The sequence below is a fragment of the Streptomyces sp. NPDC057702 genome (genome assembly GCF_042799315.1).
Classification (GTDB): domain Bacteria; phylum Actinomycetota; class Actinomycetes; order Streptomycetales; family Streptomycetaceae; genus Streptomyces.
On record NZ_JBHVJC010000006.1, the window covers coordinates 115,473 to 140,590 of the forward strand.

At 74.6% G+C, this 25,118-nt stretch carries 19 protein-coding genes and 1 riboswitch; of the genes, 13 read left to right on the forward strand and 6 right to left on the reverse strand.

The features are described from left to right. Nucleotides 1-110: 110 nt before the first annotated feature. The 3 genes from ACFVFR_RS06170 to ACFVFR_RS06180 all read left to right on the forward strand — a co-directional run bounded on the left by ACFVFR_RS06170 (nucleotide 111) and on the right by ACFVFR_RS06180 (nucleotide 4,495). A complete protein-coding gene (locus tag ACFVFR_RS06170) occupies nucleotides 111-1,529 on the forward strand; it encodes a M16 family metallopeptidase (RefSeq protein ID WP_383698484.1) in 1,419 nt (472 codons plus the stop codon). 59 nt (nucleotides 1,530-1,588) lie between these two features. Further along, nucleotides 1,589-2,956 (forward strand): M16 family metallopeptidase, encoded by a 1,368-nt coding sequence (locus tag ACFVFR_RS06175; protein ID WP_383698595.1) that lies wholly within the window; start codon nucleotides 1,589-1,591, stop codon nucleotides 2,954-2,956. Nucleotides 2,957-3,401: 445 nt separating this feature from the next. After that, nucleotides 3,402-3,563: riboswitch (cyclic di-AMP (ydaO/yuaA leader) on the forward strand. Between the two features lie 14 nt (nucleotides 3,564-3,577). Further along, entirely contained in the window at nucleotides 3,578-4,495 is a 918-nt protein-coding gene (locus ACFVFR_RS06180; protein WP_383698485.1) for a M23 family metallopeptidase, read from the forward strand. A gap of 339 nt (nucleotides 4,496-4,834) precedes the next feature. Here ACFVFR_RS06180 and ACFVFR_RS06185 read toward each other — a convergent pair whose 3' ends face one another. After that, a complete protein-coding gene (locus tag ACFVFR_RS06185; RefSeq protein WP_383698486.1) occupies nucleotides 4,835-5,116 on the reverse strand; it encodes an HPr family phosphocarrier protein in 282 nt (93 codons plus the stop codon). A 146-nt stretch (nucleotides 5,117-5,262) separates the two neighbouring features. On the opposite strand from ACFVFR_RS06185, the gene ACFVFR_RS06190 reads away from it, so the two are divergent. The 4 genes from ACFVFR_RS06190 (at nucleotide 5,263) to ACFVFR_RS06205 (ending at nucleotide 11,530) form a co-directional block, all read left to right on the forward strand. Continuing rightward, nucleotides 5,263-8,460 (forward strand): GNAT family N-acetyltransferase, encoded by a 3,198-nt coding sequence (locus ACFVFR_RS06190; RefSeq protein WP_383698487.1) that lies wholly within the window; start codon nucleotides 5,263-5,265, stop codon nucleotides 8,458-8,460. A gap of 343 nt (nucleotides 8,461-8,803) precedes the next feature. Then, complete coding sequence (locus tag ACFVFR_RS06195) at nucleotides 8,804-9,391, forward strand: DUF5998 family protein (RefSeq protein WP_383698488.1); 588 nt, start codon at nucleotides 8,804-8,806, stop codon at nucleotides 9,389-9,391. Then, the gene (locus ACFVFR_RS06200; RefSeq protein ID WP_383698489.1) at nucleotides 9,388-10,626 is read left to right on the forward strand and encodes an alkaline phosphatase family protein; all 1,239 of its coding nucleotides are present in this window, start codon (nucleotides 9,388-9,390) and stop codon (nucleotides 10,624-10,626) included. The genes ACFVFR_RS06195 and ACFVFR_RS06200 overlap by 4 nt, the downstream gene beginning before the upstream one ends. 124 nt (nucleotides 10,627-10,750) lie before the next feature. Next, complete coding sequence (locus ACFVFR_RS06205) at nucleotides 10,751-11,530, forward strand: thymidine kinase (protein WP_383698490.1); 780 nt, start codon at nucleotides 10,751-10,753, stop codon at nucleotides 11,528-11,530. 639 nt (nucleotides 11,531-12,169) lie between these two features. On the opposite strand, the gene ACFVFR_RS06210 is transcribed toward ACFVFR_RS06205, so the two are convergent. Next, nucleotides 12,170-12,889 carry a VOC family protein gene (locus ACFVFR_RS06210; protein ID WP_383698596.1) on the reverse strand — a complete coding sequence of 240 codons (720 nt, stop codon included), beginning with the start codon at nucleotides 12,887-12,889 and terminating at the stop codon, nucleotides 12,170-12,172. A 437-nt stretch (nucleotides 12,890-13,326) separates the two neighbouring features. Here ACFVFR_RS06210 and ACFVFR_RS06215 point away from each other — a divergent pair, with 437 nt between their 5' ends. Continuing rightward, the gene (locus tag ACFVFR_RS06215; protein WP_383698491.1) at nucleotides 13,327-14,211 is read left to right on the forward strand and encodes a sulfurtransferase; all 885 of its coding nucleotides are present in this window, start codon (nucleotides 13,327-13,329) and stop codon (nucleotides 14,209-14,211) included. A gap of 347 nt (nucleotides 14,212-14,558) precedes the next feature. Here ACFVFR_RS06215 and sepH read toward each other — a convergent pair whose 3' ends face one another. After that, a complete protein-coding gene (gene sepH, locus ACFVFR_RS06220) occupies nucleotides 14,559-15,644 on the reverse strand; it encodes a septation protein SepH (protein ID WP_383698492.1) in 1,086 nt (361 codons plus the stop codon). A gap of 466 nt (nucleotides 15,645-16,110) precedes the next feature. Here sepH and ACFVFR_RS06225 point away from each other — a divergent pair, with 466 nt between their 5' ends. Then, nucleotides 16,111-17,451, forward strand: coding sequence for a hypothetical protein (locus tag ACFVFR_RS06225; protein ID WP_383698493.1), 1,341 nt, complete (start codon nucleotides 16,111-16,113; stop codon nucleotides 17,449-17,451). Nucleotides 17,452-17,586: 135 nt separating this feature from the next. Here the strand turns inward: ACFVFR_RS06225 and ACFVFR_RS06230 are convergent, their stop codons facing one another. Then, nucleotides 17,587-18,948: a D-arabinono-1,4-lactone oxidase gene (locus ACFVFR_RS06230; RefSeq protein WP_383698494.1), complete on the reverse strand. Its 1,362-nt coding sequence runs from the start codon at nucleotides 18,946-18,948 to the stop codon at nucleotides 17,587-17,589. Then, nucleotides 18,866-20,170, reverse strand: coding sequence for an MFS transporter (locus tag ACFVFR_RS06235; protein ID WP_383698495.1), 1,305 nt, complete (start codon nucleotides 20,168-20,170; stop codon nucleotides 18,866-18,868). The genes ACFVFR_RS06230 and ACFVFR_RS06235 overlap by 83 nt, the downstream gene beginning before the upstream one ends. Before the next feature lie 113 nt (nucleotides 20,171-20,283). On the opposite strand from ACFVFR_RS06235, the gene ACFVFR_RS06240 reads away from it, so the two are divergent. Continuing rightward, nucleotides 20,284-21,459, forward strand: coding sequence for a ferrochelatase (locus ACFVFR_RS06240; protein WP_383698496.1), 1,176 nt, complete (start codon nucleotides 20,284-20,286; stop codon nucleotides 21,457-21,459). A 136-nt stretch (nucleotides 21,460-21,595) separates the two neighbouring features. Continuing rightward, complete coding sequence (locus ACFVFR_RS06245) at nucleotides 21,596-22,408, forward strand: inositol monophosphatase family protein (protein ID WP_383698497.1); 813 nt, start codon at nucleotides 21,596-21,598, stop codon at nucleotides 22,406-22,408. A gap of 95 nt (nucleotides 22,409-22,503) precedes the next feature. Here the strand turns inward: ACFVFR_RS06245 and ACFVFR_RS06250 are convergent, their stop codons facing one another. Next, entirely contained in the window at nucleotides 22,504-22,674 is a 171-nt protein-coding gene (locus ACFVFR_RS06250) for a hypothetical protein (protein WP_383698498.1), read from the reverse strand. Between the two features lie 455 nt (nucleotides 22,675-23,129). Between ACFVFR_RS06250 and ACFVFR_RS06255 the strand changes: the two genes are divergently transcribed. Further along, nucleotides 23,130-23,783 carry a response regulator transcription factor gene (locus tag ACFVFR_RS06255; protein WP_176164527.1) on the forward strand — a complete coding sequence of 218 codons (654 nt, stop codon included), beginning with the start codon at nucleotides 23,130-23,132 and terminating at the stop codon, nucleotides 23,781-23,783. A gap of 6 nt (nucleotides 23,784-23,789) precedes the next feature. Beyond that, the gene (locus tag ACFVFR_RS06260; protein ID WP_383698499.1) at nucleotides 23,790-25,037 is read left to right on the forward strand and encodes a sensor histidine kinase; all 1,248 of its coding nucleotides are present in this window, start codon (nucleotides 23,790-23,792) and stop codon (nucleotides 25,035-25,037) included. Nucleotides 25,038-25,118: the final 81 nt, after the last annotated feature.

The following is a 25,118-nucleotide window of genomic DNA, read 5'->3' on the forward strand; positions in this document are numbered from 1 at the left end:
CGCCACCGCGCGAGCGTCCTTCGCGGGGAACTTCGCCAGATGTCAGCCCGCTTGCATACAGTGACAGGACTGCTCAACCCGCGATAGATCGCGCGATCGAAGGGACGTACATGCCCATGGGTCACACGGCCACGCAACAGGCCGGCTCCGGCGGCCTGACAGCGACCGAGCACCGCCTGGCGAACGGTCTGCGTGTGGTGCTCTCCGAGGACCACCTGACCCCGGTCGCCGCGGTCTGCCTCTGGTACGACGTCGGCTCCCGCCACGAGGTCAAGGGGCGTACGGGACTCGCCCACCTCTTCGAGCACCTGATGTTCCAGGGCTCGAAGCAGGTCAGCGGCAACGGGCACTTCGAGCTCGTGCAGGGCGCCGGCGGTTCGCTCAACGGCACCACGAGCTTCGAGCGGACCAACTACTTCGAGACCATGCCCGCCCACCAGGTGGAGCTGGCCCTGTGGCTGGAAGCCGACCGGATGGGGTCGCTGCTCTCCGCGCTCGACGAGGAGAGCATGGAGAACCAGCGCGACGTGGTGAAGAACGAGCGCCGCCAGCGCTACGACAACGTGCCCTACGGCACCGCCTTCGAGCGGCTGACCGCGATGGCCTACCCGGAGGGCCACCCCTACCACCACACGCCCATCGGCTCGATGGCGGACCTGGACGCGGCGTCGCTGGAGGACGCGCGGCAGTTCTTCCGTACCTACTACGCGCCGAACAACGCCGTGCTCTCCGTCGTCGGCGACATCGACCCCGAGCAGACCCTGGCGTGGGTCGAGAAGTACTTCGGCAGCATCCCCGCGCACGACGGCAAGCCCACCCCACGGGACGGCGCGCTGCCCGACACCATCGGCGCGCAGTTGCGCGAGGAGGTGCGCGAGGAGGTGCCCGCGCGCGCCCTGATGGCCGCCTACCGGCTGCCGCACGACGGCACCCGCGAGGCGGACGCCGCCGACCTGGCCCTGACCGTGCTCGGCGGTGGCGAGTCCTCCCGCCTGCACAACCGGCTGGTGCGCCGCGACCGCACCGCCGTCGCGGCCGGCTTCGGACTGCTGCGGCTGGCCGGCGCGCCCTCGCTGGGCTGGCTGGACGTCAAGACCTCGGGCGGCGTGGAGGTGCCCGCCATCGAGTCCGCCGTGGACGAGGAGCTGGCCCGCTTCGCCGCCGAGGGCCCGAGCCCGCAGGAGATGGAGCGGGCCCAGGCGCAGCTCGAGCGCGAGTGGCTGGACCGGCTGGCCACGGTCGGCGGCCGGGCCGACGAACTGTGCCGGTACGCGGTCCTCTTCGGTGACCCGCAGCTCGCGCTGAGCGCGGTGGACCGGGTCCTGGACATCACCGCCGACGAGGTGCGGGCCGTCGCCGCGGCCCGACTGCGTCCCGACAACCGCGCGGTGCTGGTCTACGAGCCGACCGAGCCCGCCGAGACCGGCGAGGGCGAGGAGACCGTGGAGGCCACCGAGCCGACCGATGTCGTGCGGGCGGCCCCCGCCGACGCGGCGACCGAGGACAACGACGAAGGGGCGGGCCGGTGAGCGACGCAGCGACCACGACCGCGACACAGACCGACGCGACGGACACCACCGTGACCAGCATGCAGTTCCACCCCCAGCCCCAGCCCGGCCAGGCCAAGCCGTGGGCCTTCCCCGCACCCGAGCGCGGCCAGCTCCCCAACGGCCTGACCGTGCTGCGCTGTCACCGGCCGGGCCAGCAGGTCGTCGCGGTCGAGGTCAACCTCGCCGCGCCGCTGGAGGCCGAGCCGCAGGGGCTCGAAGGCGTGGCGACCATCATGGCCAGGGCCCTGTCCGAGGGGACCGACCGGCACTCGGCCGAGGAGTTCGCGGCCGAGCTGGAGCGCTGCGGCGCCACCCTGGACGCCTACGCCGACCACCCGGGCGTGCGGGTCTCCCTGGAGGTTCCGGCCTCCCGGCTGACCAAGGCGCTCGGACTGCTCGCCGACGCGCTGCGGGCCCCCGCCTTCCCCGAGAGCGAGGTGGAGCGGCTGGTGCGCAACCGGCTCGACGAGATCCCGCACGAGCTGGCCAACCCGGCGCGGCGGGCCGCGATGACGCTGTCCAAGGAGCTCTTCCCGGCCGACTCCCGGATGTCCCGGCCCCGCCAGGGCACCGAGGAGACGGTGACGGGCGTGGACGCCGCCGCCGTGCGCGCCTTCTACGCCGCCCACGTGCGCCCGGCCACGGCCACCGCGGTGGTCGTCGGCGACCTCACCGGCGTGGACCTCGACCAGGCGCTCGCCGAGACGCTGGGCGCCTGGAGCGGCGACACGGCCGCGCCGCGCCCGGTGCCCGCCGTCACCGCCGACGACAGCGGCCGGGTCGTCATCGTGGACCGGCCCGGTGCCGTGCAGACCCAGCTGCTCATCGGACGGGTCGGCGCCGACCGGCACGACCGGGTGTGGCCCGCGCAGACGCTCGGCACCTACTGCCTGGGTGGCACCCTCACCTCCCGGCTGGACCGCGTGCTGCGCGAGGAGAAGGGCTACACGTACGGCGTGCGGGCCTTCGCGCAGGTCCTGCGCTCCACGCCGGAGGGCACCGGCCTCTCGCTGCTGGCCATCAGCGGTTCGGTGGCCACCGAGGTGACCGGCCCGGCGCTGGAGGACGCGTGGAAGGTGCTGCGCACGCTGGCCGCCGAGGGGCTCACGGACGACGAGCGTGACGTGGCCGTGCAGAACCTGGTGGGGATCGCCCCGCTGAAGTACGAGACGGCCGCCTCCGTCGCGGGCACCCTCGCCGACCAGGTGGAGCAGCACCTCCCGGACGACTTCCAGGCCCACCTCTACCAACGGCTCGCCGAGACCGGCACCGTCGAGGCGACCGCGGCGGCGGTGGCCGCCTTCCCGACGGACCGTCTGGTGACCGTGCTGGTCGGCGACGCCTCGGTGATCGCGGAGCCGGTCAAGGCGCTGGGCATCGGTGACGTGCGGGTGGTGACCGGCTAGCACGAGGCGTGGCGGGGCGCGGAAGCCCGTAGGCGTACCGACCGGGCTGGCGCGCCGTCAGGCGGCGTGGGGCCCGGTGCGGTCCCGCGCCGTCCCGTCTCCCGCGCTCGCCGCCCGGAGCCCGCCGTGAGGCGTGTCCCGGAGCGTTCGCCGGTCCGCGTGCGGCGGCTCGCGTCGCCGCCTCGCCAGCGGCGGCGCCCGAATCGCCCCGACCCACACGAGCGGAGCGCGGAGCTCCGGTCGCCGACGTGTGGTTACGGCGAGTCAGGAGGCCCTGGTGTCCCGTGGGATGCCAGGGCCTCTCGGTATGTCTGGTTTGCGGGAGAGGCTGCCCGTCTGCCGTGTGGCGTGCGCAACATTCACCCGGTTCTGTTTGCCGATCAAAAGACGTCCCGCTTAGCGTCAGCCCCGTTGCTCGTCACAGATCAGCCACACCCGTGGCACCGGGCAGCCATCGCCGAGTCCCTCATGGCGCGAGCCAGGGGAGCCGGGGACCCATGTCCCCTGGGGTGAATCGGCCGCCATCCTCGCGAGGGGCGTGGCGACCGTAGGAGACCTTCCTGCTCCGAACCCGTCAGCTAACCCGGTAGGCGAGAAGGAAGGAAAGGAGTACGCCTCCTCATGGCGCTCACTCGTGCCACTGGGCGGCACCGTCGCCCCAGCCGTCTTACCCGGAGCAGCGCGAACGTGGCGGGCATGGCCACTCTCGCCGCCACCGGAGTCGTCGCCGGCATAGCCGCCCCCGCGATGGCCGCCTCCGGCGCCGCCGGCTCGCAGGAACCCCAGGACACCGGTCTGCGTCAGGCGGTGGCCCTCAACGACGGCATCGCCGACAAGATCGGCGCCCAGGCCGACGCCCAGTACTCCGCCGCCGAGCAGGCCGCGGCCGAACAGCAGGCCGAGGAGGAGGCGCGCCAGCAGGCCGCCAAGCACGCCGCCGAGATGAAGAAGAAGGCGGAGGAGGCCAAGCGCAAGGCCGCCGCCGAGGCCGCGAAGAAGAAGGCCGCCGAGAAGAAGGCGGCCGAGGCCCGCGCCGCCGAGGCGCGTGAGGCCGCCGAGACCCGTGCGACCGAGACCCGCGAGGCCAGCGACACGCGGGCCACCCGCACCGTCGAGCGCACCACGCTGGGCGCCGCCTACGTCTCCCCGGTCGCGGGCAGCTACGTCTCCACGCAGTACCAGGCGTCGGGCGGCAACTGGTCCTCCGGCAGCCACACCGGCATCGACTTCCACGCCGGCCTGGGCACCTCGGTGCGTGCCGTAGGCGCCGGCACCGTCGTCGAGGCGGGCTGGGGCGGCGCGTACGGCAACAACGTCGTGATCAAGATGAACGACGGCACCTACACCCAGTACGGCCACCTCGACTCGCTCTCTGTCTCGGTGGGTCAGAGCGTCGCCCCGGGCCAGCAGATCGGCCTGGCCGGCAACACGGGCAACTCCACCGGCGCGCACCTGCACTTCGAGGCCCGCACGTCGCCCGAGTACGGCTCGGACATCAACCCCGTCGCCTACCTGCGCTCGCACGGCGTCAACATCTGAGCCGGAGCCGGCCCCGCGCGGACGGCGGCAGGGCACGGGGGCGCACCCACCCGTGCTGAGCCCGGCACGCCCGGGGCCACCGGTCGGGCGGCCGTGAGCTCGCCCCCGCGCGTCGCGTCATCTCGAAGGCCCCACCCCCGCCGGGTGGGGCCTTCGGCATGCGCGCTCCGGGGCGGGCCGGTGGCGGCCGAGCCGAGCGGTCGGCCCGCCGGGGGCCCTGAGACGTACGCGGGCGGGGCGCGCCCCGGGGGTGCGGGCGGATGGGAGGCGCGGGAAACGACGAAGCCGCGGTGACGACCCTGGGGGCCACCGCGGCTTCGGAAGGTACCGAACGGCGAGTCAGACCGTCTCCGGGAGCTCCTCAAGGCCCTCGGCGACGAGCTTGGCCAGACGGTCGAGCGCGGCGTCGGCGCCGTCGGCCTCGGAGGCCAGCACGATCTCCTCGCCGCCCTGCGCGCCCAGGCCGAGCACGGCGAGCATCGAGGCGGCGTTGACCGGGGAGCCGTCCGACTTGGCGATCGTCACGGGGACGCCGGAGGCCGTCGCGGCGCGGACGAAGATCGACGCGGGGCGAGCGTGCAGGCCCTCTGCCCAGCCGACGGTGACGCGGCGCTCAACCATGGTGTTGCCCTTCAGGTGGTTGCTGTTGTCTAGACCAGTCTCTCACGGGGTGCGGTGTGCTCCGGCGGAGCCCTTCCACAGCCTGCCCCGGCACAAGGGCGCGCGCGAATCGAACCGTTGTCGGTGCCCCCACCTAGTCTGGACCCATGGAAACGCCGCCCGAGCACGCCTACCCGACCCACTGGGAAGCGGACGTGGTGCTCCGTGACGGCGGCACCGCCCAGATCCGCCCCATCACCCCCGACGACGCCCGGCGCCTGGTCGACTTCTACGAGAAGGTCTCGGACGAGTCCAAGTACTACCGCTTCTTCGCCCCCCACCCCCGGCTCTCCGACCGCGACGTGCACCGCTTCACCCACCACGACTACGTGGACCGGGTCGGCCTGGCGGCGACGGTGGGGGACGAGTTCATCGCCACGGTGCGCTACGACCGCATCGACGCGCGCGGGCTGCCCGCGTCCGCGCCGGCCCAGGACGCCGAGGTCGCCTTCCTGGTCCAGGACGCCCACCAGGGGCGCGGTGTGGCCTCCGCCCTCCTCGAACACATCGCGGCCGTCGCCAGGGAGCGCGCCATCCGGCGCTTCGCGGCCGAGGTGCTGCCCGCCAACACCAAGATGATCAAGGTGTTCACGGACGCGGGGTACACCCAGCAGCGCAGCTTCGAGGACGGGGTCGTCCGGCTGGAGTTCGATCTGGAACCCACGCCCCGGTCGCTGGCCGTCATGCGCGCGCGGGAGCAGCGCGCCGAGGCCCGCTCCGTGCGGCGGCTGCTCGCACCCGGTTCGGTCGCGGTCGTCGGGGCCAGCCGGGGGCCCGGCGGCGCCGGGCGGGCGGTGCTGGTCGACCTGCTGACCGGCGGCTACACAGGGCGGGTGTACGCGGTCAACCACGCCTTCGCGCCCGGCCGCTCGCGGCTGACCGGCGACGACCTGGCCCAGGCCCGCCGCGAGGCCGCCCCGCCCGGCCCGCCGGCCGGGGTCCGGGCCGACGCGCCCCCGCCCGAGGCCGCCCCGCCGGACACCGCGGGCGGGTGGGAGGGCATCGCCGCCTACCGCTCGGTGCGCGACATCGAGGAGCCGGTGGACCTGGCCGTCGTCGCGGTGCCGGCCGCGCAGGTGCCCGCCGTGGTCGCCGACTGCGGCGAGCGGGGCGTGCAGGGCCTGGTCGTGGTCTCCTCGGGGTACGCCGAGAGCGGCCCCGAGGGTCTGGAGCGCCAGCGGGAGCTGGTACGCCAGGTCAGGTCGTACGGGATGCGGCTGATCGGTCCGGGCGCGCTGGGGATCATCAACACCGCCGGCGCGGTACGGATGAACGCCTCCCTCTCGCCCCAGATGCCGCCGACCGGGAACCTGGGCCTGTTCACCCAGTCCGGCGCGATCGGCATCGCCCTGCTGTCCGGGCTGCACCGCAGGGGCTCGGGCCTGTTCGGCATCTCCACCTTCGTCTCGGCCGGCAACCGCGCGGACGTCTCGGGCAACGACCTGCTCCAGTACTGGCACGACGACCCCGCCACCCAGGTCGCGCTGCTGTACCTGGAGTCCATCGGCAACCCCCGCAAGTTCACCCGGCTGGCCAAGCGCACCGCCGCCCTCAAACCGGTCGTGGTCGTCAAGGGCGCCCGGCACAGCGGCAGCGAGCCGCCGGGGCACGCGGTGCCCACCACGCGCATCCCCGACGCCACGGTCTCCGCCCTGTTCCGGCAGGCCGGCGTCATCCGCGTCGGCACGGTCACCGAGCTGGCGGACGTGGGACTGCTGCTGGCCGCGCAGCCGCTGCCGCGCGGCCCCCGGGTGGCGATCCTCGGGAACTCCGAGTCGCTCGGCCTGATCACCTACGACGCGTGTCTGACCGAGGGCCTGCGCCCGCTGCCACCGCTGGACCTGACCACGGCCGCCGAGCCCGCCGACTTCCGGACGGCCCTCGGGCGAGCCCTGGCCGACGACCTGTGCGACGCCGTCGTCGTCACGGCCATCCCCGCGGTCGACGGCGGACCGGCCACCGAGCTGGCCTGGGCGATCCGTGAGGCCACGGCCGCGAGCGGCACGGCGAAGCCGGTGGCCGTGGTGCACCTGGAGATCCCCGGCCTGGCCGCGACCCTGGCCCAGCCCGCCGACCCGGCCGCGCCCCCGCCGCGACCCGCCACCGACGGCCAGCCGACCGCGCCACCGGCACCCGACGTCGACCACCCGCCGCACGCGAGCCGGGTGCCGGCCTACCCCGTGGCCGAGCGCGCGGTGCGGGCGCTGGCCGAGGCCGTGCGGTACGCGCACTGGCGACGGCAGGCCGCCGAGCCCGGCCGCGTGCCCGAGTACGACGACATCGACGAGGCGGGTGCCGGCGCCGACATCGACGTACTCCTGGCCGCGCACGCGCGTGAGGAGTCCGAGCGAGCGACGCCCCCCACCCCGCCCACGGCCTCCCCCGTCAGCCCCGTTCCGCCCGCACCGGCCACGGCACCGCCACCCCCGGCCGCCGAGCCCACCCCGCCGGTCGCCCCCACCGAGAGCGGCGCCGCGCCCGAAGACCCCGCCGTGCCCACCGGCCCTGCCGTGCCCACCGGCCCTGCCGTGCCCACCGGCCCCGCCGTGCCCACCGGCCCCGTCGCGCCCGGCAGGCCCGCCTCGGCGAGCCGTGGGCGCGCGCGTCACCTGCCGCGCAGTTTCGCGCTCTCCGCGCCCGACACCCAGCGGCTGCTGGCCCGCTACGGCATCAGCGTGCTGCCCGCCCGGCCCGCCCCGGACCCGGACAGCGCCGCGCGGGCGGCGGCCCGGCTGGGGTACCCGGTGGCCCTCAAGCCCACCGCGCCCCACCTGCGCCATCGCGCCGACCTCGGCGCCTTCCGGCTCGACCTCGGTGGCGAGCGGGAACTACGTCGGGCCTACGCCGAGTTGACCAGCCTGTTGGGCGGGCCCGACGAGCTGCGGCTGGTCGTCCAGCGCATGGCTCCCCGTGGCGTGGACACGGTGGTGCGGGCCGCGATCGACCCGGCCGCCGGCGCCGTGCTCTCCTTCGGTCTGGCCGGCGCCCCCTCCGAGCTCCTCGGCGACACCGCCCACCGGCTCATACCGGCCACTGACCGTGACGTATCCGAGCTCATCAGGTCGGTGCGCACCGCTCCGCTGTTGTTCGGCTGGCGCGGCTCGCGGCCGGTGGACACCGCGGCCCTGGAGGAACTGCTGTTGCGCGTCTCGCGACTGGTGGGCGACCACCCCGAGGTGGTGGCGGTGCACCTGGAGCCGGTGGTCGTGGCCCAGCGCGGACTGTCCGTCCTGGGCGCGTCGCTGCGCCTGGCCCCGCCCCCGATCCGTACGGACGTCGGGCCCCGCCACCTGCCCGCGTACTGACCCCCGCCCCCGCTGCCCACCCCCGCCCGCCGAACCCCCGCCCGCGCCGCCCACCCGCGCCCCCCCCCGAACCACCGCCCCGCGCCGCCCGCCCGTGCCCGCCGAACCCGCGGCGCGTACCGGCGCCCCGCCCACGCCGGCCCCAGGGCGGCCCGTGCCCACCAGGTCGCGGGGGCCGGGGCGCGTGAGCGGGGGGCCCACGGCGGTAGCCCGGGGTCGGCCGGTGGGCGGGGCGCGGCCACGCGGACCGACCGTCGGCCGACCCTGCGGGGCGGCGCCGCTTCCACGCGGGTGCCGACGGGGGAGGGGATCGGGGCCGGGCTCGCCCCGTAGGATGGGAGGCATGGCGAAGACCGGTACGACGACCCAGGGGCTGCGCGCGGCGATCGAGCGCAGCGGCTACTACCCGGCCCTCGTTGCCGAGGCGGTCGAGGCCGCCGTGGGCGGCGAGCCGGTGGCGGCGTTCCTGGTTCACCAGGAGACGACGTTCGACTCCAACGAGGTCCGCCGGCACGTCACGGTCCTCGTCCTCACCGACACCCGCTTCATCGTCAGCCACACCGACGAGCAGGCCGCCGACGACAGCTCCGCCACCCCGTACGCCACGACCTCGACCGAGTCCGTGAAGCTCCACCGGATCTCCTCGGTCGTGCTCAGCCGCGTCGTCGCCAACCCCGAGTCGTACACCCCCGGCACGCTGCCCCGCGAGGTGGTGCTCACCATCGGCTGGGGCGCGGTCAGCCGGCTCGACCTGGAGCCCGCGAGCTGCGGTGACCCCAACTGCGAGGCGGACCACGGCTACACCGGCTCCTCCACCGCCGACGACCTCTCGCTGCGCGTGAGCGAGGCGGGCGACGGGCCGGACAGCGTCCGGCAGACCCTGGCGTTCGCCCAGGCGCTGTCCGAGGCGACCACGGCGAACACCCGTTGACGCCCCCGTCCGGCTCGGGCCCCGCCACCGGCGCCGCCTGGCCCGAGCAGCAGCCACCGGGCGCGGTCCTGGACCCCGCGAGCGCCCCCCTGCCCCGGTACGGCACCGGCTCGCTCAGTGACCTGCTGCCCGCCGTGGTGGCCGGCCAGGAGGTGCCGGGGCTGACCGGCACGCCGGGCCTGAGCCTGGCGCCGGCCGACCGGGTGTGCGTCTTCCTCATCGACGGCCTGGGCTGGGAGCTGCTGCGCGCCCACCCCGCCGAGGCGCCGTTCCTGACCTCCCTGCTGGCCAGCTCCCTGAACGGCACCGGTCAGCCGCTGACCGCCGGGTTCCCCTCCACCACCGCGACCTCGCTGGCCTCGGTGGGCACCGGCCTGCCCCCGGGCGCCCACGGCCTGCCCGGATACACCGTCGCCGACCCGGCCACCGGCGCGCTGATGAACCAGCTCCGCTGGCAGCCGTGGACCGACCCGCACGCCTGGCAGCCGTACCCGACGGTCTTCCAGCTGGCGGACGCGGCCGGCGTGCACACCTGCCAGGTGTCCGCCCCCGCGTTCCAGCACACCCCGCTCACCAAGATCGCGCTCAGCGGCGGCACCTTCCACGGCCGGCTCTCCGGCGAGGAGCGGATGGACCTCGCCGCCGCCCAGACCGGCGCCGCCGGCCGCACCCTGGTCTACACGTACTACAGCGAGGTGGACGGCAAGGGGCACCGGTTCGGTGTCGACTCCGACGACTGGCGCGGCCAGCTGATGTACGTGGACGGTCTGGCCCAGCGGCTCGCCGAGCAGCTGCCGCCCCGTTCCGCGCTCTACGTCACCGCCGACCACGGCATGATCGACCTGCCCTTCGACCCGGAGTCGCGCATCGACTTCGACGAGGACTGGGAGCTGCGCGCCGGTGTGGCCCTGCTCGGCGGCGAAGGCCGGGCCCGGCACGTGTACGCCGTGCCGGGGGCCGCCACCGACGTGCTCGCCGTCTGGCGCGAGGTGCTCGGCGAGCAGATGTGGGTGGCCAGCCGGGACGAGGCGATCGCGACCGGCTGGTTCGGACCGTCCGGGGTGGGCGTGGACGAGCGGGTGTACGGGCGCATCGGGGACGTGGTCGCCGCCGCCCGCGACGACGTGGCCATCGTGGCCAGCCGCACCGAGCCCAACGAGTCGGCCATGGTGGGCCTGCACGGCTCCATGACCCCCGTCGAACAGCTCGTCCCCCTCCTCGAAGTACGCACCTGAGACATCGGCCGCGCGCCCGACCCCCGGGTCGTGCGCGGCCCCCAGCGCGACCCGCGCGGACGTCGGCGCGTGGCACGCGCGGCCCCGCGACGCCTCCCACCGACCGAAAGGCCCGTGTTCCCCCATGTCCGAGCTGGTGTTCTTCTCCGGAACGATGGACTGCGGAAAGAGCACGCTCGCTCTGCAGATCGAGCACAACCGTTCGGCGCGCGGCCTCCAGGGCCTGATCTTCACCCGGGACGACCGGGCGGGGGAGGGGCGGCTCTCCTCCCGGCTCGGCCTCGCCACCGACGCGATCGAGGCCCGTGAGGGCTTCGACTTCTACGCGTACGTCGTCGCGCGGCTGAGCGCGGGAGGCCGGGCCGACTACGTGATCGCCGACGAGGCACAGTTCCTCGCCCCGGAGCAGATCGACCAACTCGCGCACATCGTCGACGACCTGGGGCTCGACGTCTTCGCCTTCGGCATCACCACCGACTTCCGCAGCAGGCTCTTCGCCGGCTCACAGCGGCTGGTCGAGCTCGCCGACCGGATCGAGGTGCTCCAGGTCGAGGCGCTGTGCTGGTGCGGCGCCCGCGCCACGCACAACGCGCGCACCGTCGACGGCCAGATGGTGGTCGAGGGCGCGCAGGTGGTGATCGGCGACGTCAACAAGCCGACCCGCGACGGCGGTGCCGCACCCGGCGCCCCGGCGGGCGAGCCGACCGGGGCGACCGGCGAACCGGGGGCCGGCGCCGCGACGCGTACGCCCGAGGTCGGCTACGAGGTGCTGTGCCGACGCCACCACCGCCGCCGCGTGACGGCCTCCGTGGCCCGCGCCGCCACCCTCTCGCCGGAGGTGCTCCCCGTCGACCGGACCGAGCCCGCCCTCCACGCCGGCCCACCCCCCACCGAAGCCGGCTGACCCCCGCCCGCGCCAGCCCCGCGACGCTGCGCCGCACCCCGCCTTCGACGCCCCTCCCCGCGAAGCGGACGCGAGGCTCCGCAGGCCCCACCGCGTCCACGACCCCGGGCGCCAGCGCCCGTGTGGCCCGACCACGCGTCGGCAGCGGTCCGTGCCGAAGGGCATCCCGGGGCCGGGCGGCGCATCGCCGGAGCCCGCCGCGCCCGCGCCACCAGGCACCAGCCGGAGCGCGCGCGTCCTGGCCGGGCTCCTCGGCGGGCTCGACGCCTCGGCAGGCTCGCGTCCGACGGCGCCACCCCACCTCCGAGGGCGCCACCCCGCGCGCGCCGCCCGAGCTCACGGCTTCGCCCGCCCACAGCGTCCCAGCCCCCGTACTCCGCCACCGATCACCGGCCGGTGATCACACCGACGCCCGCCCCCGGCCGTGGGCGGCGCGGTGCCCCGTGACAGCGCGCCCCTTCGTCTCCCGCCACCCGCGCCGACCCCGCACGCCCACGCGCCAGCCGGCACGCCGGCCACCCGGTACCACCCCGCGCGCGCCGTCCGGCGCGCCCCACCCGAGCCGCGCCCCATCGACGCCCCAAAGGAACGCCCCCCGTCGGGCCGCGACCCGCCTCGGCCCGACGCCCGACGCGACGCTCAGCTCTCGGTCCGCACCAGGGTCAGGGCCGCACCCTCGGGGTCGGTGACCTGCACGCAGCGGCCGGTCGCGGTGTCCCGGGAGCCGCTCACCACGCGTCCGCCCAGCTCCACGACCCGCTCGGCCGCCTCGTCCGGGTCCGTGACCTCGAAGTACGTCGTCCAGTGCGGGCCCTGACGGCGCGGCAGCGCGTGGCCTACGCCGTGCATCGCCGCGACCGGACGCCCGCGTACCGTCAGCGTCACGTAGTCCTCGGTGGTGGTCGTGAGCGGCTCGCACTCGCAGCCGAAGACCGTTTGGTAGAACTTCTCGACGTTCGCCGTCTCCGATGTCAGCAACTCCGTCCACACCGGCGTCCCCGCCTCGCCGCCTCCCTCGCTGCCGAGGTGGCCGCGCGCCTGCCAGACGCCGAACACCGCGCCCAGCGGGTCGGAGGCGATGGCCATCCGACCCTCCTCCCCGGAATCCAGCGGGCCGACCGCCACCGTGCCACCACAGCACCGGATGCGCTCGGCCGTGGCGTCCGTGTCGTCGCTGGCCAGGAACGTCGTCCAGGCCACGGGCAGCCGCAGCCCCGGCGCCAACTCGCCGATCCCGGCGACCGGGCGGCCGTCGAGCAGGGCCCGCACGTACGGGCCGAACTGAGCGGGACCCGCCCGGAACTCCCAGCCGAACAGGCCCTGGTAGAACTCCTGCGTCGCGGCCAGACTGTGCACCATCAGGCTCGTCCAGCAGGGCGTACCCGGCGTGCGGCGGGCGGGTTCGCGCCCGCTCAGTCCGACCTCACTCCCGGAACCTTCCCTGACGCCGCGTACGGGAGGTGCGCCCGGGGTGACCCCGGGGTGGTGCCGCTCGGGGGACCGCCGTGCCTCGGTCATCGTCTCTGTCTCCTTGGAGCGTCGTCGTGTGGCCTCAAGATCCCGCGAGCGCCGGCGTGGCACGCGGGGGTGTAACGGGGCGGGTCCGCCCAGATGCTCGCAGTAGCCGTCGCGGCGCGCGCGCCGGCCGCGCCGCGATACGAGGGTTCCCATCGGAGAATGCCCGGTTTGGCATGGCGCACCCCGTTCACCGGGGTAGCGGGCCGGTGTCGATCATCCGTACACCGGGTTCGGCGCGATCCGTACGGCGCGCGGGCGACTACGCGAGGATGAGTCCCATGAACGCCATCGTCACCACCCACGAACTCGCCGCCGAACTGGCCGGTCCCCACCCGCCGCTGCTGCTCGACATCCGCTGGCAGATGACGCCACCCGGTGGCCGTGACGCGCGGCCGACCTCCGGCCGTGCCGCGTACGAGACGGGCCATCTGCCCGGCGCCGGATACGTGGACCTGGAGGCCGAACTGGCCGGCCCGCCCGGTTCCGCCGGCCGTCACCCCCTGCCTGACCTGGCGGTCTTCGGAGGGGCGATGCGCCGGGCCGGGGTGCGTGCGGAGTATCCGGTGGTCGTCTACGACGGGGGAGCGGGCGATCCGCCGTCGCCGTCGGCAGGGTGGGCCGCCGCGCGCGCCTGGTGGCTGCTGCGTTGGGCCGGCCATCCTGCGGTGCGCGTCCTGGACGGCGGGTTGAGCGCGTGGGTCGCGGCCGGCGGACCGGTCAGCACCGACATCCCGGAGCCGCCCGCAGGCGACTTCACGCCACACCCGGGCGGGTTGCCGCACCTGGACGCGGACGAGGCGGCCGAGCTGGCCCGGCGCGGGGTACTGCTGGACGCGCGGGCGGGCAACCGCTACCGGGGTGAGGTGGAGCCCATCGACCGGGTGGCGGGCCACATCCCGGGCGCGCTCTCGGCGCCCACCACCGAGAACGTGGGCGCGGACGGCCGGTTCCTGCCCGCCGCCGAACTGGCCGAGCGCTTCGCCGGCCTGGGCGTCACCGACGCGGCCGAGGTCGGCGTCTACTGCGGCTCGGGCGTGTCCGGCGCCCACGAGGTGCTGGCCCTGGCGGTGGCCGGCGTGCCGGCGGCGCTGTACGTCGGATCGTGGAGCGAGTGGTCGAGCGACCCGTCGCGCCCGGTGGCCACCGGTTCCACCCCGGGCTAGCCACCCGCCTCGGCGGGCCGAAAGACACCGCGGGGCCGGGAGGTGACGGAGGGTGAGGCACGCCGGGTGGTGGGCCGCTAACGGTACGGGGGGACCGCCCTCGGCGGGCGCCGGCGCCCTGGCCCGGCCGACGGGCAGGCCCCGGGCCCGGCGACGGACACCGCCCGCGCCCCGGCGAGCCCCGCCGGGCTCGCACCCCGCCCGCGTCGGCCGCCGTGGCGCGAGAGCGGACCGGCCCCGCGTCGGGAGGTCCGGTGCGCGCGGGCGGCCGACATCCGGGCGCGGGGTGGCGCGGTGGCGCGCGGCTGGTGCCGTCGAACCTCCGCCCATGCCCGCGCCCGTCGCCGCTATTCCTGCTTCTTGCGACGGGTACCGAAGACGATCTCGTCCCAGCTCGGTACCGCCGCCCGCCGGCCCGGCCGGACGCCGTCCGCCTCGGCCTGCCGGTCCGTCGTGCCGGTCAGCCGGTCGCGGTGCCCGGCGACCGCCCGTGGCATCAGCACGTCCGCGTACGCCGAGCCGGCGCTGGCAGCGGGGGCCGGCGGCTCCAGCGACTCCGCCTCCTCGACGGGCTCGTCCGGCGGCCGGGGGGCCTGCACCGACTCCGGTACGACCATGTCGCCCCGGAAGCTGGGCACCGCCTCCAACAGGCTGGTCAGCGAGTCCCGCTCGGGCGGCGCCTCCTCCAGCACGACGGGCGTCGGCTCCACCTCGTCGAGGCCCACACCCCGCTCGCCGGGCGACGGCCGCTGCGGTGTGCGGTCCAGCGGGCGGTCCCGGGGCAGTCGGGCGATACGCGGCACGAAGGGGAAGCTGGGCTCGGGAGAGTCGTCGGTCTCGCCGATGAGCGACCTGGCCTCTTCGTCCACGGCCTGCACCAGACGGCGCGGGGGGTCGTAGGTCCAGCTCGCCGTGTGGGTCTCGCCCGCGACGCGGTAGACGAGCAGCACCTCCCAGGTGCCGTCGTCGCGCCGCCAGGAGTCCCACTGGGTGGCGTCCTTGTCCGCGCCGCGCAGCAGGAGTCGTTCTGTCACGGACTCGCCGAGCTGCGGACCGGTGTTCTCGCCCGGCCGGCGTACGGGGGTCTTGCGGGCACGCTCGGCCATGAACGCGCGCTCCGCCAGGACCGGGCCCTCGAACCTGCGCACCCGCTCGACGGGAATGCCCGCGAGCTGGGCGACCTCCTCGGCCGACGCGCCGGCTCGTATCCGAGCCTGGATGTCCCTCGGCCGCAGGTGGCTCTCGACCTCGATCTCGATCTGGCCGAGTCGCGCACGGTCGTTGCGCACGGCGGCGCGCAGCCGCTCGTCGATCGGAAGCGTGTACTCCGTGCTGTCCGCAGCCTTGAGCACCAGCCGTGTGCCGTCGTTGCTGACGGCCACGACACGCAGTTCGGGCATGGGAACCTCCCGGGTGGTGCCTGCCGACGTCACGTGCGTCGCTGCCGTTCTCCCGCTAGATGAGTGTGACCTGCCCAGGTGCAGCCTGCCACAACATTGCCGAGTTACCTGGCGTGTCGAGCCTAGGCTCTGATCCGCCGTTATGGCACGGTGACGTGTTTACGACCCAAAGTGACGATAAGTCACTCTGTGCGGTACGCGCCATGCCATGTCGTGGCGCCGCTGGTCGAGTTGGCGCCGATGACCTCTCCCGTTCGGTCCGGGCGGCCGGACGGGATGGCGAGGTCGGGGTTCGCAACAGTACTCCATTTGGGCCAAGTGGGCAGACCGCCGCGCCATCGAAGTTGTCGTAGGCCAGGGGAGTTGAACGGCCCTCAAGCCCGGGCGGGCGGGCGACCGGGTGTCGAGTTTCACAGAATCGACGGAAGCGGAACTACAGACTTCGCCCAAATGTCACTTCTTTGTGCAAGGAGGATCGAAAGGTGACCAGAGGCGGGAGATGCGCAACACACCGGAAAGCGAGGCAAAACAGAAGACCGGCCGGCTCGAACTGAGTGTCGCTCAGGTCGCCGGAAGTGCCCTGGCGGCCGTGGCCGCCGCCGTACTCGCCTCCCGGCTCGGCGTGTACGGGACCATCATCGGCGCCGGGGTGGTCAGCGTGGTGGCCACCGCGGGCGGCTCGGTGTTCCAGCACTTTTTCCACCGCACGGGGGAGCAGCTTCGCGAGGTCACGGTGCACCATCGGCCGCGTGCTCGACAGGTGCCCCACATCGGCGACGGCGCGCCGGGTACGCCACGAGCCCCGGCGCCCCCCGTCCCGCACGCGCCGGCCGCCAGGCGCCGACCAACCGTCGGGGGCGCCGACGCGCACCGAGCCGCCGGGCGGGCCACGCGACCCGCGCGGGCCGAGGTGTCCGGTGCCGACGCGCCCCGCGCCCCGGCCGTCACCTCGCGACGCCCCGCGACCGACCTCGACCGCACCCGACCACTGCCCCCGATCGACGCCGCTCGCACCCAGGCGCTGACCTGGGCCGACGCCGACCGCACGCGAGCGCTGCCACGGGTGTCGGCCGACGCCGTGGCGCGAGCCGCCGACCGCACCCGGGCGTTGCCACGGGTGGGCCCGGCGGCGCGGCGACCGCACCACTTCGGCGCGGAGCCCGGCGCCGGGCGGGCGCCGGACGCGACGGAGGCCGGCGACCCGGAGCGGGGGAGGGGCGAGGACGGCGCGGAGTTCACCGGCGCCACCACGCACGGCACCCGGCTGCGCGGCGGGCGGCGGCTGGCGATGGCCGCGCTCGGCGCGTTCCTGCTGGCCATGGCGCTGATCACCGGCATCGAATGGGCCGCTGGCGGGCCGATGTCCAACCTGTGGGGCGACGACAGGAGCGGTACGACGTTCAGCAACAGCGTCTCGCGCCACTCCGAGACGCCCACCCGGCCCGACCCCGCCCCCTCCGTCGAGCGGCCGACGCCGGGCGCGGACTCCGACCATGGCCGGCACGGCGACCAGGACCCGCACGCGACACCCGACGCGTCGCGCCCCGAGAGCGACACGTCCCGCCCCACCCGGTCCCCGGCCGCCCCGCCCGCGTCCACCCCGCCGGAGAGCGGAGCCGACCCGGCCACGCCCGCTCCCGGCGCCGGCGACTCCTCCCGTCCCGGCACGCCGTCGGAGCCGACCCCGACCGGCCCCGCGACACCCGGCACCGGGCAGGAGAGCGGCTCGCCCCCCGAGGGCGGAAGCGCCGAGAAGCAGGGCGGCGGCACGGCCGACGCGGGCCAGCGCCCCGATCGCTCCACGGGCCTGACCGGCCCTGATGCGCCGAACGCGGACTGACCCGGCGCCCCATGACTCACGCGCTCGGCGCCGGGCCCCGGCGCCGAGCGCGTCCGGACGTGCGCGAGGGCGTCCGCGTACACGACCTTCTCCGTCTCGAACGCGGGCGGTCGGCTCCGCCGGGTGACGGCCCGGTCAGTCGCCGAGCACCCGGCGCAGGTACGCGTTGCCGAACACGCGCCCCGGGTCGAGCCGGTCACGCACCGCCGTGAACTCGCCGAACCGTGGATAGACGCCGGAGAGGTACTCCGCGTCCCGGCTGTGCAGCTTGCCCCAGTGCGGTCGGCCGCCGTGCGCGGTCATGATGCGCTCGACGGCGGTGAAGTACGCCTCGTGTGGCGTGCCCCGGTACATGTGCACCGCGAGGTAGGCGGTGTCGCGCCCGGACGCGGTGGACAGCGGGATGTCGTCGGCGGGGGCGGTGCGCACCTCCACCGGGAAGCTGACCCGCAGCCGTGAGCGGTCGATCATCGCCCGCAGCTCGCGCAGCGCCTCGATCGCCGCCTCGCGCGGCAGCGCGTACTCGCACTCGACGAAGCGGACCCGCCGCGGGCTGGTGAACACCCGGTAGGGGATGTCCGTGTAGGTCCGCGCGGACAGGGCGCGGCTGGAGAGCTGCGCGATGCCGGGAATGGTCGCCGGAACCGCCCTGCCGACGGCGCACGCCGCCTGGAAGAGGCCGTTGGAGAGCAGCTCGTCCTCCACCCAGCCGCTGAGCCGGCCGGGCGGGTCGAGCGGTCCCGTACTGCGGTTGTTGCGCTTGGTGAGGCAGTTGCCGGTGTGCGGGAACCAGTAGAACTCGAAGTGCTCGTTCTCGGTCGCCAGCCGGTCGAAGTCCTCGGTGACCTGGTCGAAGGGCAGGGGCTCCTCGCGCGCGGTGAGCAGGAACTCGGGCTCCACCGCGAAGGTCAGGGCCGTGACGACGCCGAGGGCTCCCAGCCCGATCCGGGCCGCGGCGAAGAGGTCCGCGTTCTCGGTGGCCGAGCAGCGCAGCACTGAGCCGTCGGCCGTCACCAGCTCCAGGGCGGTGAGCTGGGCCGAGAGGGACGCGGAGGCGCGGCCGGTGCCGTGGGTGCCGGTGCTGGTCGCCCCGGCGGCCGTCTGCTCCATGATGTCGCCCATGTTGGTCAGCGACAGCCCGTGCGCGGCCAACGTGGTGTTCAACCGCTTGAGCGAGGTTCCGGCGCCGACGGTCACCGCCCGGGCACCCACGTCCAGCGCGTGCACCCCGCTCAGCCGCTCGGGGCGGATGAGCAGCCCCTCGGTGGCGGCGACGGTGGTGAACGAGTGGCCCGTACCGACCGCCTTGACCGGCAGCCCCTCCTCGGCCGCCGAGCGCACCGCGTCGGCGACCTCGGCCGTGGTGGCCGGCGAGCAGACCCGCGCCGGACGCGCGCTCACGTTCCCCGCCCAGTTACGCCACGGGCTGTGACTGCCGCCCGTCCTCCCCGCGACCGTCCCTGTCGTGCCGTCCGTCGCCACCCTGGCCCTGCGCATCCAACCCTCCCTGTGCCGGCGGTATGGAATCCGCCCGCTGTGCCGGTACGACCAGCCGGTAGCCCAGGAACGCGAGGACCACCGCGGTGGCCCCGGCGATCCCCGGTACCGCGTACGCCGTCTCGGCGCCCGCCGTGTCCACCACCCGCCCCGAGGCGAACGCGCCGAGCGCGATGCCCGTCGCGATCCCGGTGCTGGCCCAGGTCATGCCCTCGGTCAGCTGGGTGCGCGGTACGTGCTGCTGAATGAGGGACATGATGGTCACGCCCGTCGGCGCGATGGCAAGCCCCGCGATGAACAGCACGGCCGTCAGCACGCCCATGTTCCCCACGAACGGCAGCGGCAGCACGCTCGCGGCCATCGCGCACACCCCGATCAGCCAGCGGCGCGCGGGCGGCCCGGTGAGGTGCATCAGCCCGAACACGGCGCCGGCCAGACACGAGCCGGCCGCGTAGGTCGCCAGGATCAGGCTCGCCGCCGACTTGTGGCCCTGCTCCTCGGCGAAGGCGACCGTGACCACGTCCACCGAGCTGAAGATCACCCCGCTGAACACGCCGGTGGCCACCAGGATGCGCAGCGCGGGCGTGCGCAGCGCCGAGCCCTTGGCGTGGTCGGCGCCACGCGGCTGCGGGGTCGGCTCGGTGGCCCGCTGCGCGGTCAGCCAGAACACGCCGCTGGCCAGGAAGCACGCGGCCACCAGCGGTCCGGCCTCGGGGAACCAGGTGGTGGACAGGCCGATGGCGATGATGGGGCCCAGGATGAAGCAGAGCTCGTCCACGACGGACTCGAAGGAGTACGCGGTGTGCAGCCGGCGCGGCTCGCCACGGTAGATGTTGGCCCAGCGGGACCTGATCATGGAGCCGAGCGAGGGCACGCAGCCACCGCAGGCGGCACAGACGAACATCACCCAGTCCGGCCAGCCCCGCTGCGCGCACAGCAGCAGCCCCGCGATCGCGGTCAGCGCCACCAGCACCGCGGGCCGCAGGACGCGGCGCTGGCCGTGCAGGTCCACCAGCCGGGAGATCTGCGGGCCGATCACCGCGCCCGACAGCGCCAGCGTCGCCGCCAGTGCCCCGGCCAGCCCATACCGGCCGGTGATTTCCGAGATCATCGTCACGACGCCGATGCTCATCATGGCCACCGGCATGCGGCCGAGGAATCCCGCGGCGGAGAATCCCGCGGTGCCGGGGGCGGCGAAGATCTCGCGGTACGGGTTGGGCACGGGGCGCGCTCCGCCGGGTAAGGGACGTCTTGGGCCGATACAGCTTACGGCTCGCGAGGATGCGGTGCATGGGTATTTCCCGGCCGTCGCGGACGAGTGGCAGGATCGATCACATGTCAGCCGAGCCCCCCTCCGCACACCCCGCTCCAGCCGCCTCCGCCGCCCCGTACGACGCGCTGCTCCTGCTGTCCTTCGGCGGCCCCGAGGGGCCCGAGGACGTGGTCCCCTTCCTGGAGAACGTGACCCGTGGCCGGGGCATCCCCCGAGAACGGCTCAAAGAGGTCGGCCAGCACTACTTCCTGTTCGGCGGGGTCAGCCCGATCAACGAGCAGAACCGCGCCCTGTTGCGGGCGCTGCGCGAGGACTTCGCCCAGCACGGCCTGGACCTGCCGGTCTACTGGGGCAACCGGAACTGGGCCCCCTACCTCACCGACACCCTGCGCGAGATCGTCCGCGACGGTCACCGCCGCGTCCTGACGCTGGCCACCAGCGCGTACGCCTCCTACTCGGGCTGCCGGCAGTACCGCGAGAACCTCGCCGACGCGCTCGCCACCCTGAGCACTGAGGGCCTCGAGACGCCCCGGATCGACAAGCTCCGGCACTACTTCAACCACCCGGGGTTCATCGAGCCCATGGTGGACGCGACGCTCGCGGCCCTGGCCGAACTGCCCGGGGACGTGCGGGCCGAGGCGCACCTGGCCTTCACCACGCACTCCATCCCCACGGCCGCCGCCGACACCTCCGGCCCGCCCGCGACACACACCACCGACGGCGAGGGCGGCGCGTACGTGGCCCAGCACCGGGACGTGGCCCGCGTGATCGTGGACGCCGTACGCGAGCGCACCGGCGTGGAGCACCCGTGGCGGCTGGTCTACCAGTCGCGCAGCGGCGCCCCGCACATCCCCTGGCTCGAACCGGACATCTGCGACCACCTGGAGGAGCTGCACGGCGCGGGGGTGACCGGGGCCGTCATGGTGCCCATCGGCTTCGTCTCGGACCACATGGAGGTCAAGTACGACCTCGACACCGAGGCCCGGGACAAGGCCGCCGAACTGGGGCTGCCGGTCAGCCGCGCGGCCACCGTCGGCGCCGATCCGCGCTTCGCCGCCGCCGTGCGGGACCTGGCCGTCGAACGGGCGGCCACCGAGCGGTTCGCCGCGACGCCCACACCGGGTGCGGCCCCGCCCGAGCGGTGCGCGCTGGGCGCGCTGGGCCCCAGCCACGACGTGTGTCCGGTGGGCTGCTGCCCGGCCCGTACCCCCCGGCCGGCCGCCGCCGGAGCCGAGTGAGCGGCCGGGCCCCGCGGGCGACCGCCCCCGGCGTGGCACGCGGGCCGTCGCGGGCCACCGACGCGCACCCGCCGCCACGCCCCGTGCCCACGGCACACGCCGTGCACACCGTTGTCAGCCCCGTGCGAGGAGCATCGTGAACGACCAGCCGACCGGCGAACTCAAGGCCGAACTCCTGACCGTCGCCCTGGAGGCGGCTCACCGGGCGGGCACGCTGTTGCGCGACGGCCGCCCCGCCGACCTGGGCGTGGCCGCGACCAAGACCAGCCCCATCGACGTGGTCACCGAGATGGACATCGCCGCCGAGCGGCTGATCACCGACTTCATCGGCGCGCGCCGCCCCGAGGACGGACTGCTCGGCGAGGAGGGCGCGAGCAAGACGGGCAGCAGCGGGGTGCGTTGGATCATCGACCCCATCGACGGCACGGTGAACTACCTCTACGGGCTGCCCTCGTGGTCGGTCAGCATCGCCGCCGAGGTGGACGGGCACACCGCCGTGGGCGTGGTGGAGGTGCCGATGCGCGGCGAGACGTTCCGGGCCGTCGCCGGGGCCGGCGCCCACCTGGGCGAGAGGCGGCTGCGGGTGCGCCCGACGCCGCCCTTCGAGCAGTCCCTGATCGGCACCGGCTTCAGCTACCTCACCGAGCGCAAGGTGGCCCAGGCCGAGGTGGTCAGGGTGCTGCTGCCCCAGGTGCGGGACATCCGCCGTGGCGGCTCGGCCGCCATCGACCTGTGCGACGTGGCCTGCGGGCGGCTGGACGGCTACTACGAGCGCGGGCTCAACCCCTGGGACTACGCGGCGGGCGACCTCGTCGCCCGCGAGGCCGGCGCCCTGACGGGTGGCCGGCCGGGCGAGCCGCTGAGCCCGGACCTCGCGATAGCCGCCACGCCAGGCCTCTTCGCCCCCCTGCGGGACCGCCTGGAGGCACTGGGCGCCTGGCACGACTAGTCAGGGACCCCGGGGCCCACGAGCCGGCGACCGCGCGGGGGAGCGGGCACCACAACGCCCCGGTACCGGGCGCGGTACCGGGGCGGATGGCTGACTCAGGCGGTGGCGCCGACCTGCACGCCGTGCTCGGCGGCCAGTCGACGCAGGTCGTCCAGCTCCGCCTGCTCTACCTCGACCAGGAAGTCATCGCCCGTCTCGCGGGCGCGGGTCAGGTCCGTTTCGGTGGCCTCTATGCGCTGCAGAAGTCCTGCGGTGAACGCGTCCATGGTGCGCCCCCTCGTCGTGGGTCGGCTCGGTGGCACGGGGGTGTGCCCTGGAGGTTTCCCGCGCGGTGGCGGGAGGACGATCACGTACGCCATCCCCGAAAAGCGGCACCGGAGGGTCGAGTGCCTCAGTCAGGGCGTGATCGTGGGGTGTGCAGTCGTCTTCCCCAGCCCTCCGCGCCCAGAAACCTCGCCCTCACAAAGAATCCCCGCCGCTTGCTCTCGCCCCACGGGTCGCCGCACCCGGCCCGGCAGGGCCGTCCCTTACCGCCGGTTTACCGGGCTTGGGGGCAGGATGGAGGGGCTCACCAGGCGCTTGAGCGGTGCGCCGCCCACGGGGTGATGGCCCCGGGGTGAGCGCGCGGCGAACACCAGACCAGCGCGCGGCGAACGTTGAGCACACTCAGTCGACCCCGACGGGTCAGCCGCCCCTTGGGGCGTAGGGAAAGGACAGCACCGTGCGTGTACTCGTCGTGGAGGACGAGCAGCTTCTCGCGGACGCGGTGGCCACCGGGCTGCGGCGCGAGGCCATGGCCGTCGACGTCGTCTACGACGGCGCCGCCGCACTGGAGCGGATCGCCGTCAACGACTACGACGTGGTGGTCCTCGACCGCGACCTGCCCCTGGTCCACGGCGACGAGGTGTGTCGCAAGCTCGTCGACCTCGGGCTGCCCACCCGCGTCCTGATGCTCACCGCGTCCGGCGACGTCAGCGACCGGGTCGAGGGGCTGGAGATCGGCGCCGACGACTACCTGCCCAAGCCGTTCGCGTTCAGCGAACTCATCGCCCGGGTGCGGGCGCTCGGCCGCCGTACGACCGTGGCCCTGCCGCCGGTCCTGGAGCGTGCCGGCATCAAGCTGGACCCCAACCGCCGCGAGGTCTTCCGCGACGGCCAGGAGATCCAGCTCGCCCCGAAGGAGTTCGCGGTCCTGGAGGTGCTGCTGCGCAGCGAGGGAGCCGTGGTCTCGGCGGAGCAGCTTCTGGAGAAGGCGTGGGACGAGAACACCGACCCGTTCACCAACGTGGTCCGGGTCACCGTGATGACCCTGCGCCGCAAGCTGGGTGAGCCCGCCGTGATCGTGACCGTGCCCGGCTCCGGATACCGGATCTGACCGGGGATGGCCGCCACTCCTCCCCCCGCCCCGCCCCGCCCCACCGCGCCCCCCAAACCCCACTGGTCCCCGGCGGAGCTGGGCCGGCCCTTCCCCTGGCTGCGCCCGACCATCCGGATACGCCTCACGCTGCTGTACGGCGGCATGTTCCTGATGGCCGGAATCCTGCTGCTGTCGATCATCTACCTGCTGGCGGCCGACGCGCTGCACAAGGGCAACGAGCTGCCGTTCCAGATCATCAACGCCGACTACCGGGCCACCAGTGACGTCTGTGACCTGCCCGATCGGGGCAACGTCACGCAGTTCAACCACGCGGTGTCCCAGTGCATGCAGGCGCAGCGCGAGATGGCGCTCGACGGCCTGCTGCGCCGGTCGCTGTTGGCGCTGCTCGGGCTGACCGTCGTCGCCTTCGCCTTCGGGTACGCGATGGCCGGACGCGTCCTGTCGCCGCTGGGCCGGATCACCCGCACGGCGCGCCAGGTGGCCGGCTCGGACCTGTCCCGGCGGATCGAGCTGGGTGGCCCCGACGACGAGCTCAAGGAGCTCTCGGACACCTTCGACGAGATGCTGGAGCGCCTCGGCCGGGCCTTCACGGCCCAGCAGCGGTTCGTCGCCAACGCCTCGCACGAGCTGCGCACGCCCCTGGCGATCAACCGCACGCTCCTGGAGGTCCAGCTCTCGGACCCGGACGCCTCGCCGGAGCTGACCCAGCTCGGCAAGACGCTGCTGGCCACCAACGAGCGCAGCGAGCAGCTGGTGGAGGGGTTGTTGCTGCTGGCCCGCAGCGACAACGAGATCGTGGACCGCAAGCCGGTGGACCTGGCCGAGGTCGCCACCCAGGCGGTCGACCAGGCGCGTACCGAGGCCCAGGCCAAGGGCGTGGAGCTGCGGGGCGAGCGGGAGCCCGCGGTGCTCCAGGGCAACGGCGTGCTGCTGGAGCGGGTGGCGCTGAACCTCGTACAGAACGCGGTGCGCTACAACGCGCCCGACGGCTGGGTGGAGGTGAGCACCTCGCTCCAGCGCACGGAGGCGGTGCTGGTGGTCTCGAACACGGGGCCGGTGGTGCCCGCGTACGAGGTGGACAACATCTTCGAGCCCTTCCGGCGGCTGCGGACCGAGCGCACCGGCAGCGACAAGGGGGTCGGGCTCGGCCTGTCGATCGTGCGGTCGGTGGTGCGGGCGCACGGCGGGCGGATCGTGGCGATGCCGCGCGAGGGGGGCGGTCTGGTGGTCCAGGTCTCCTTCCCGACGTGATCCGGCCGGGAAATCGAGAGCGGGGCAGTTCCTACTGTGTTCGCCTTTAGCGGAATTATCCTGACTCGGTGAGACTCATTA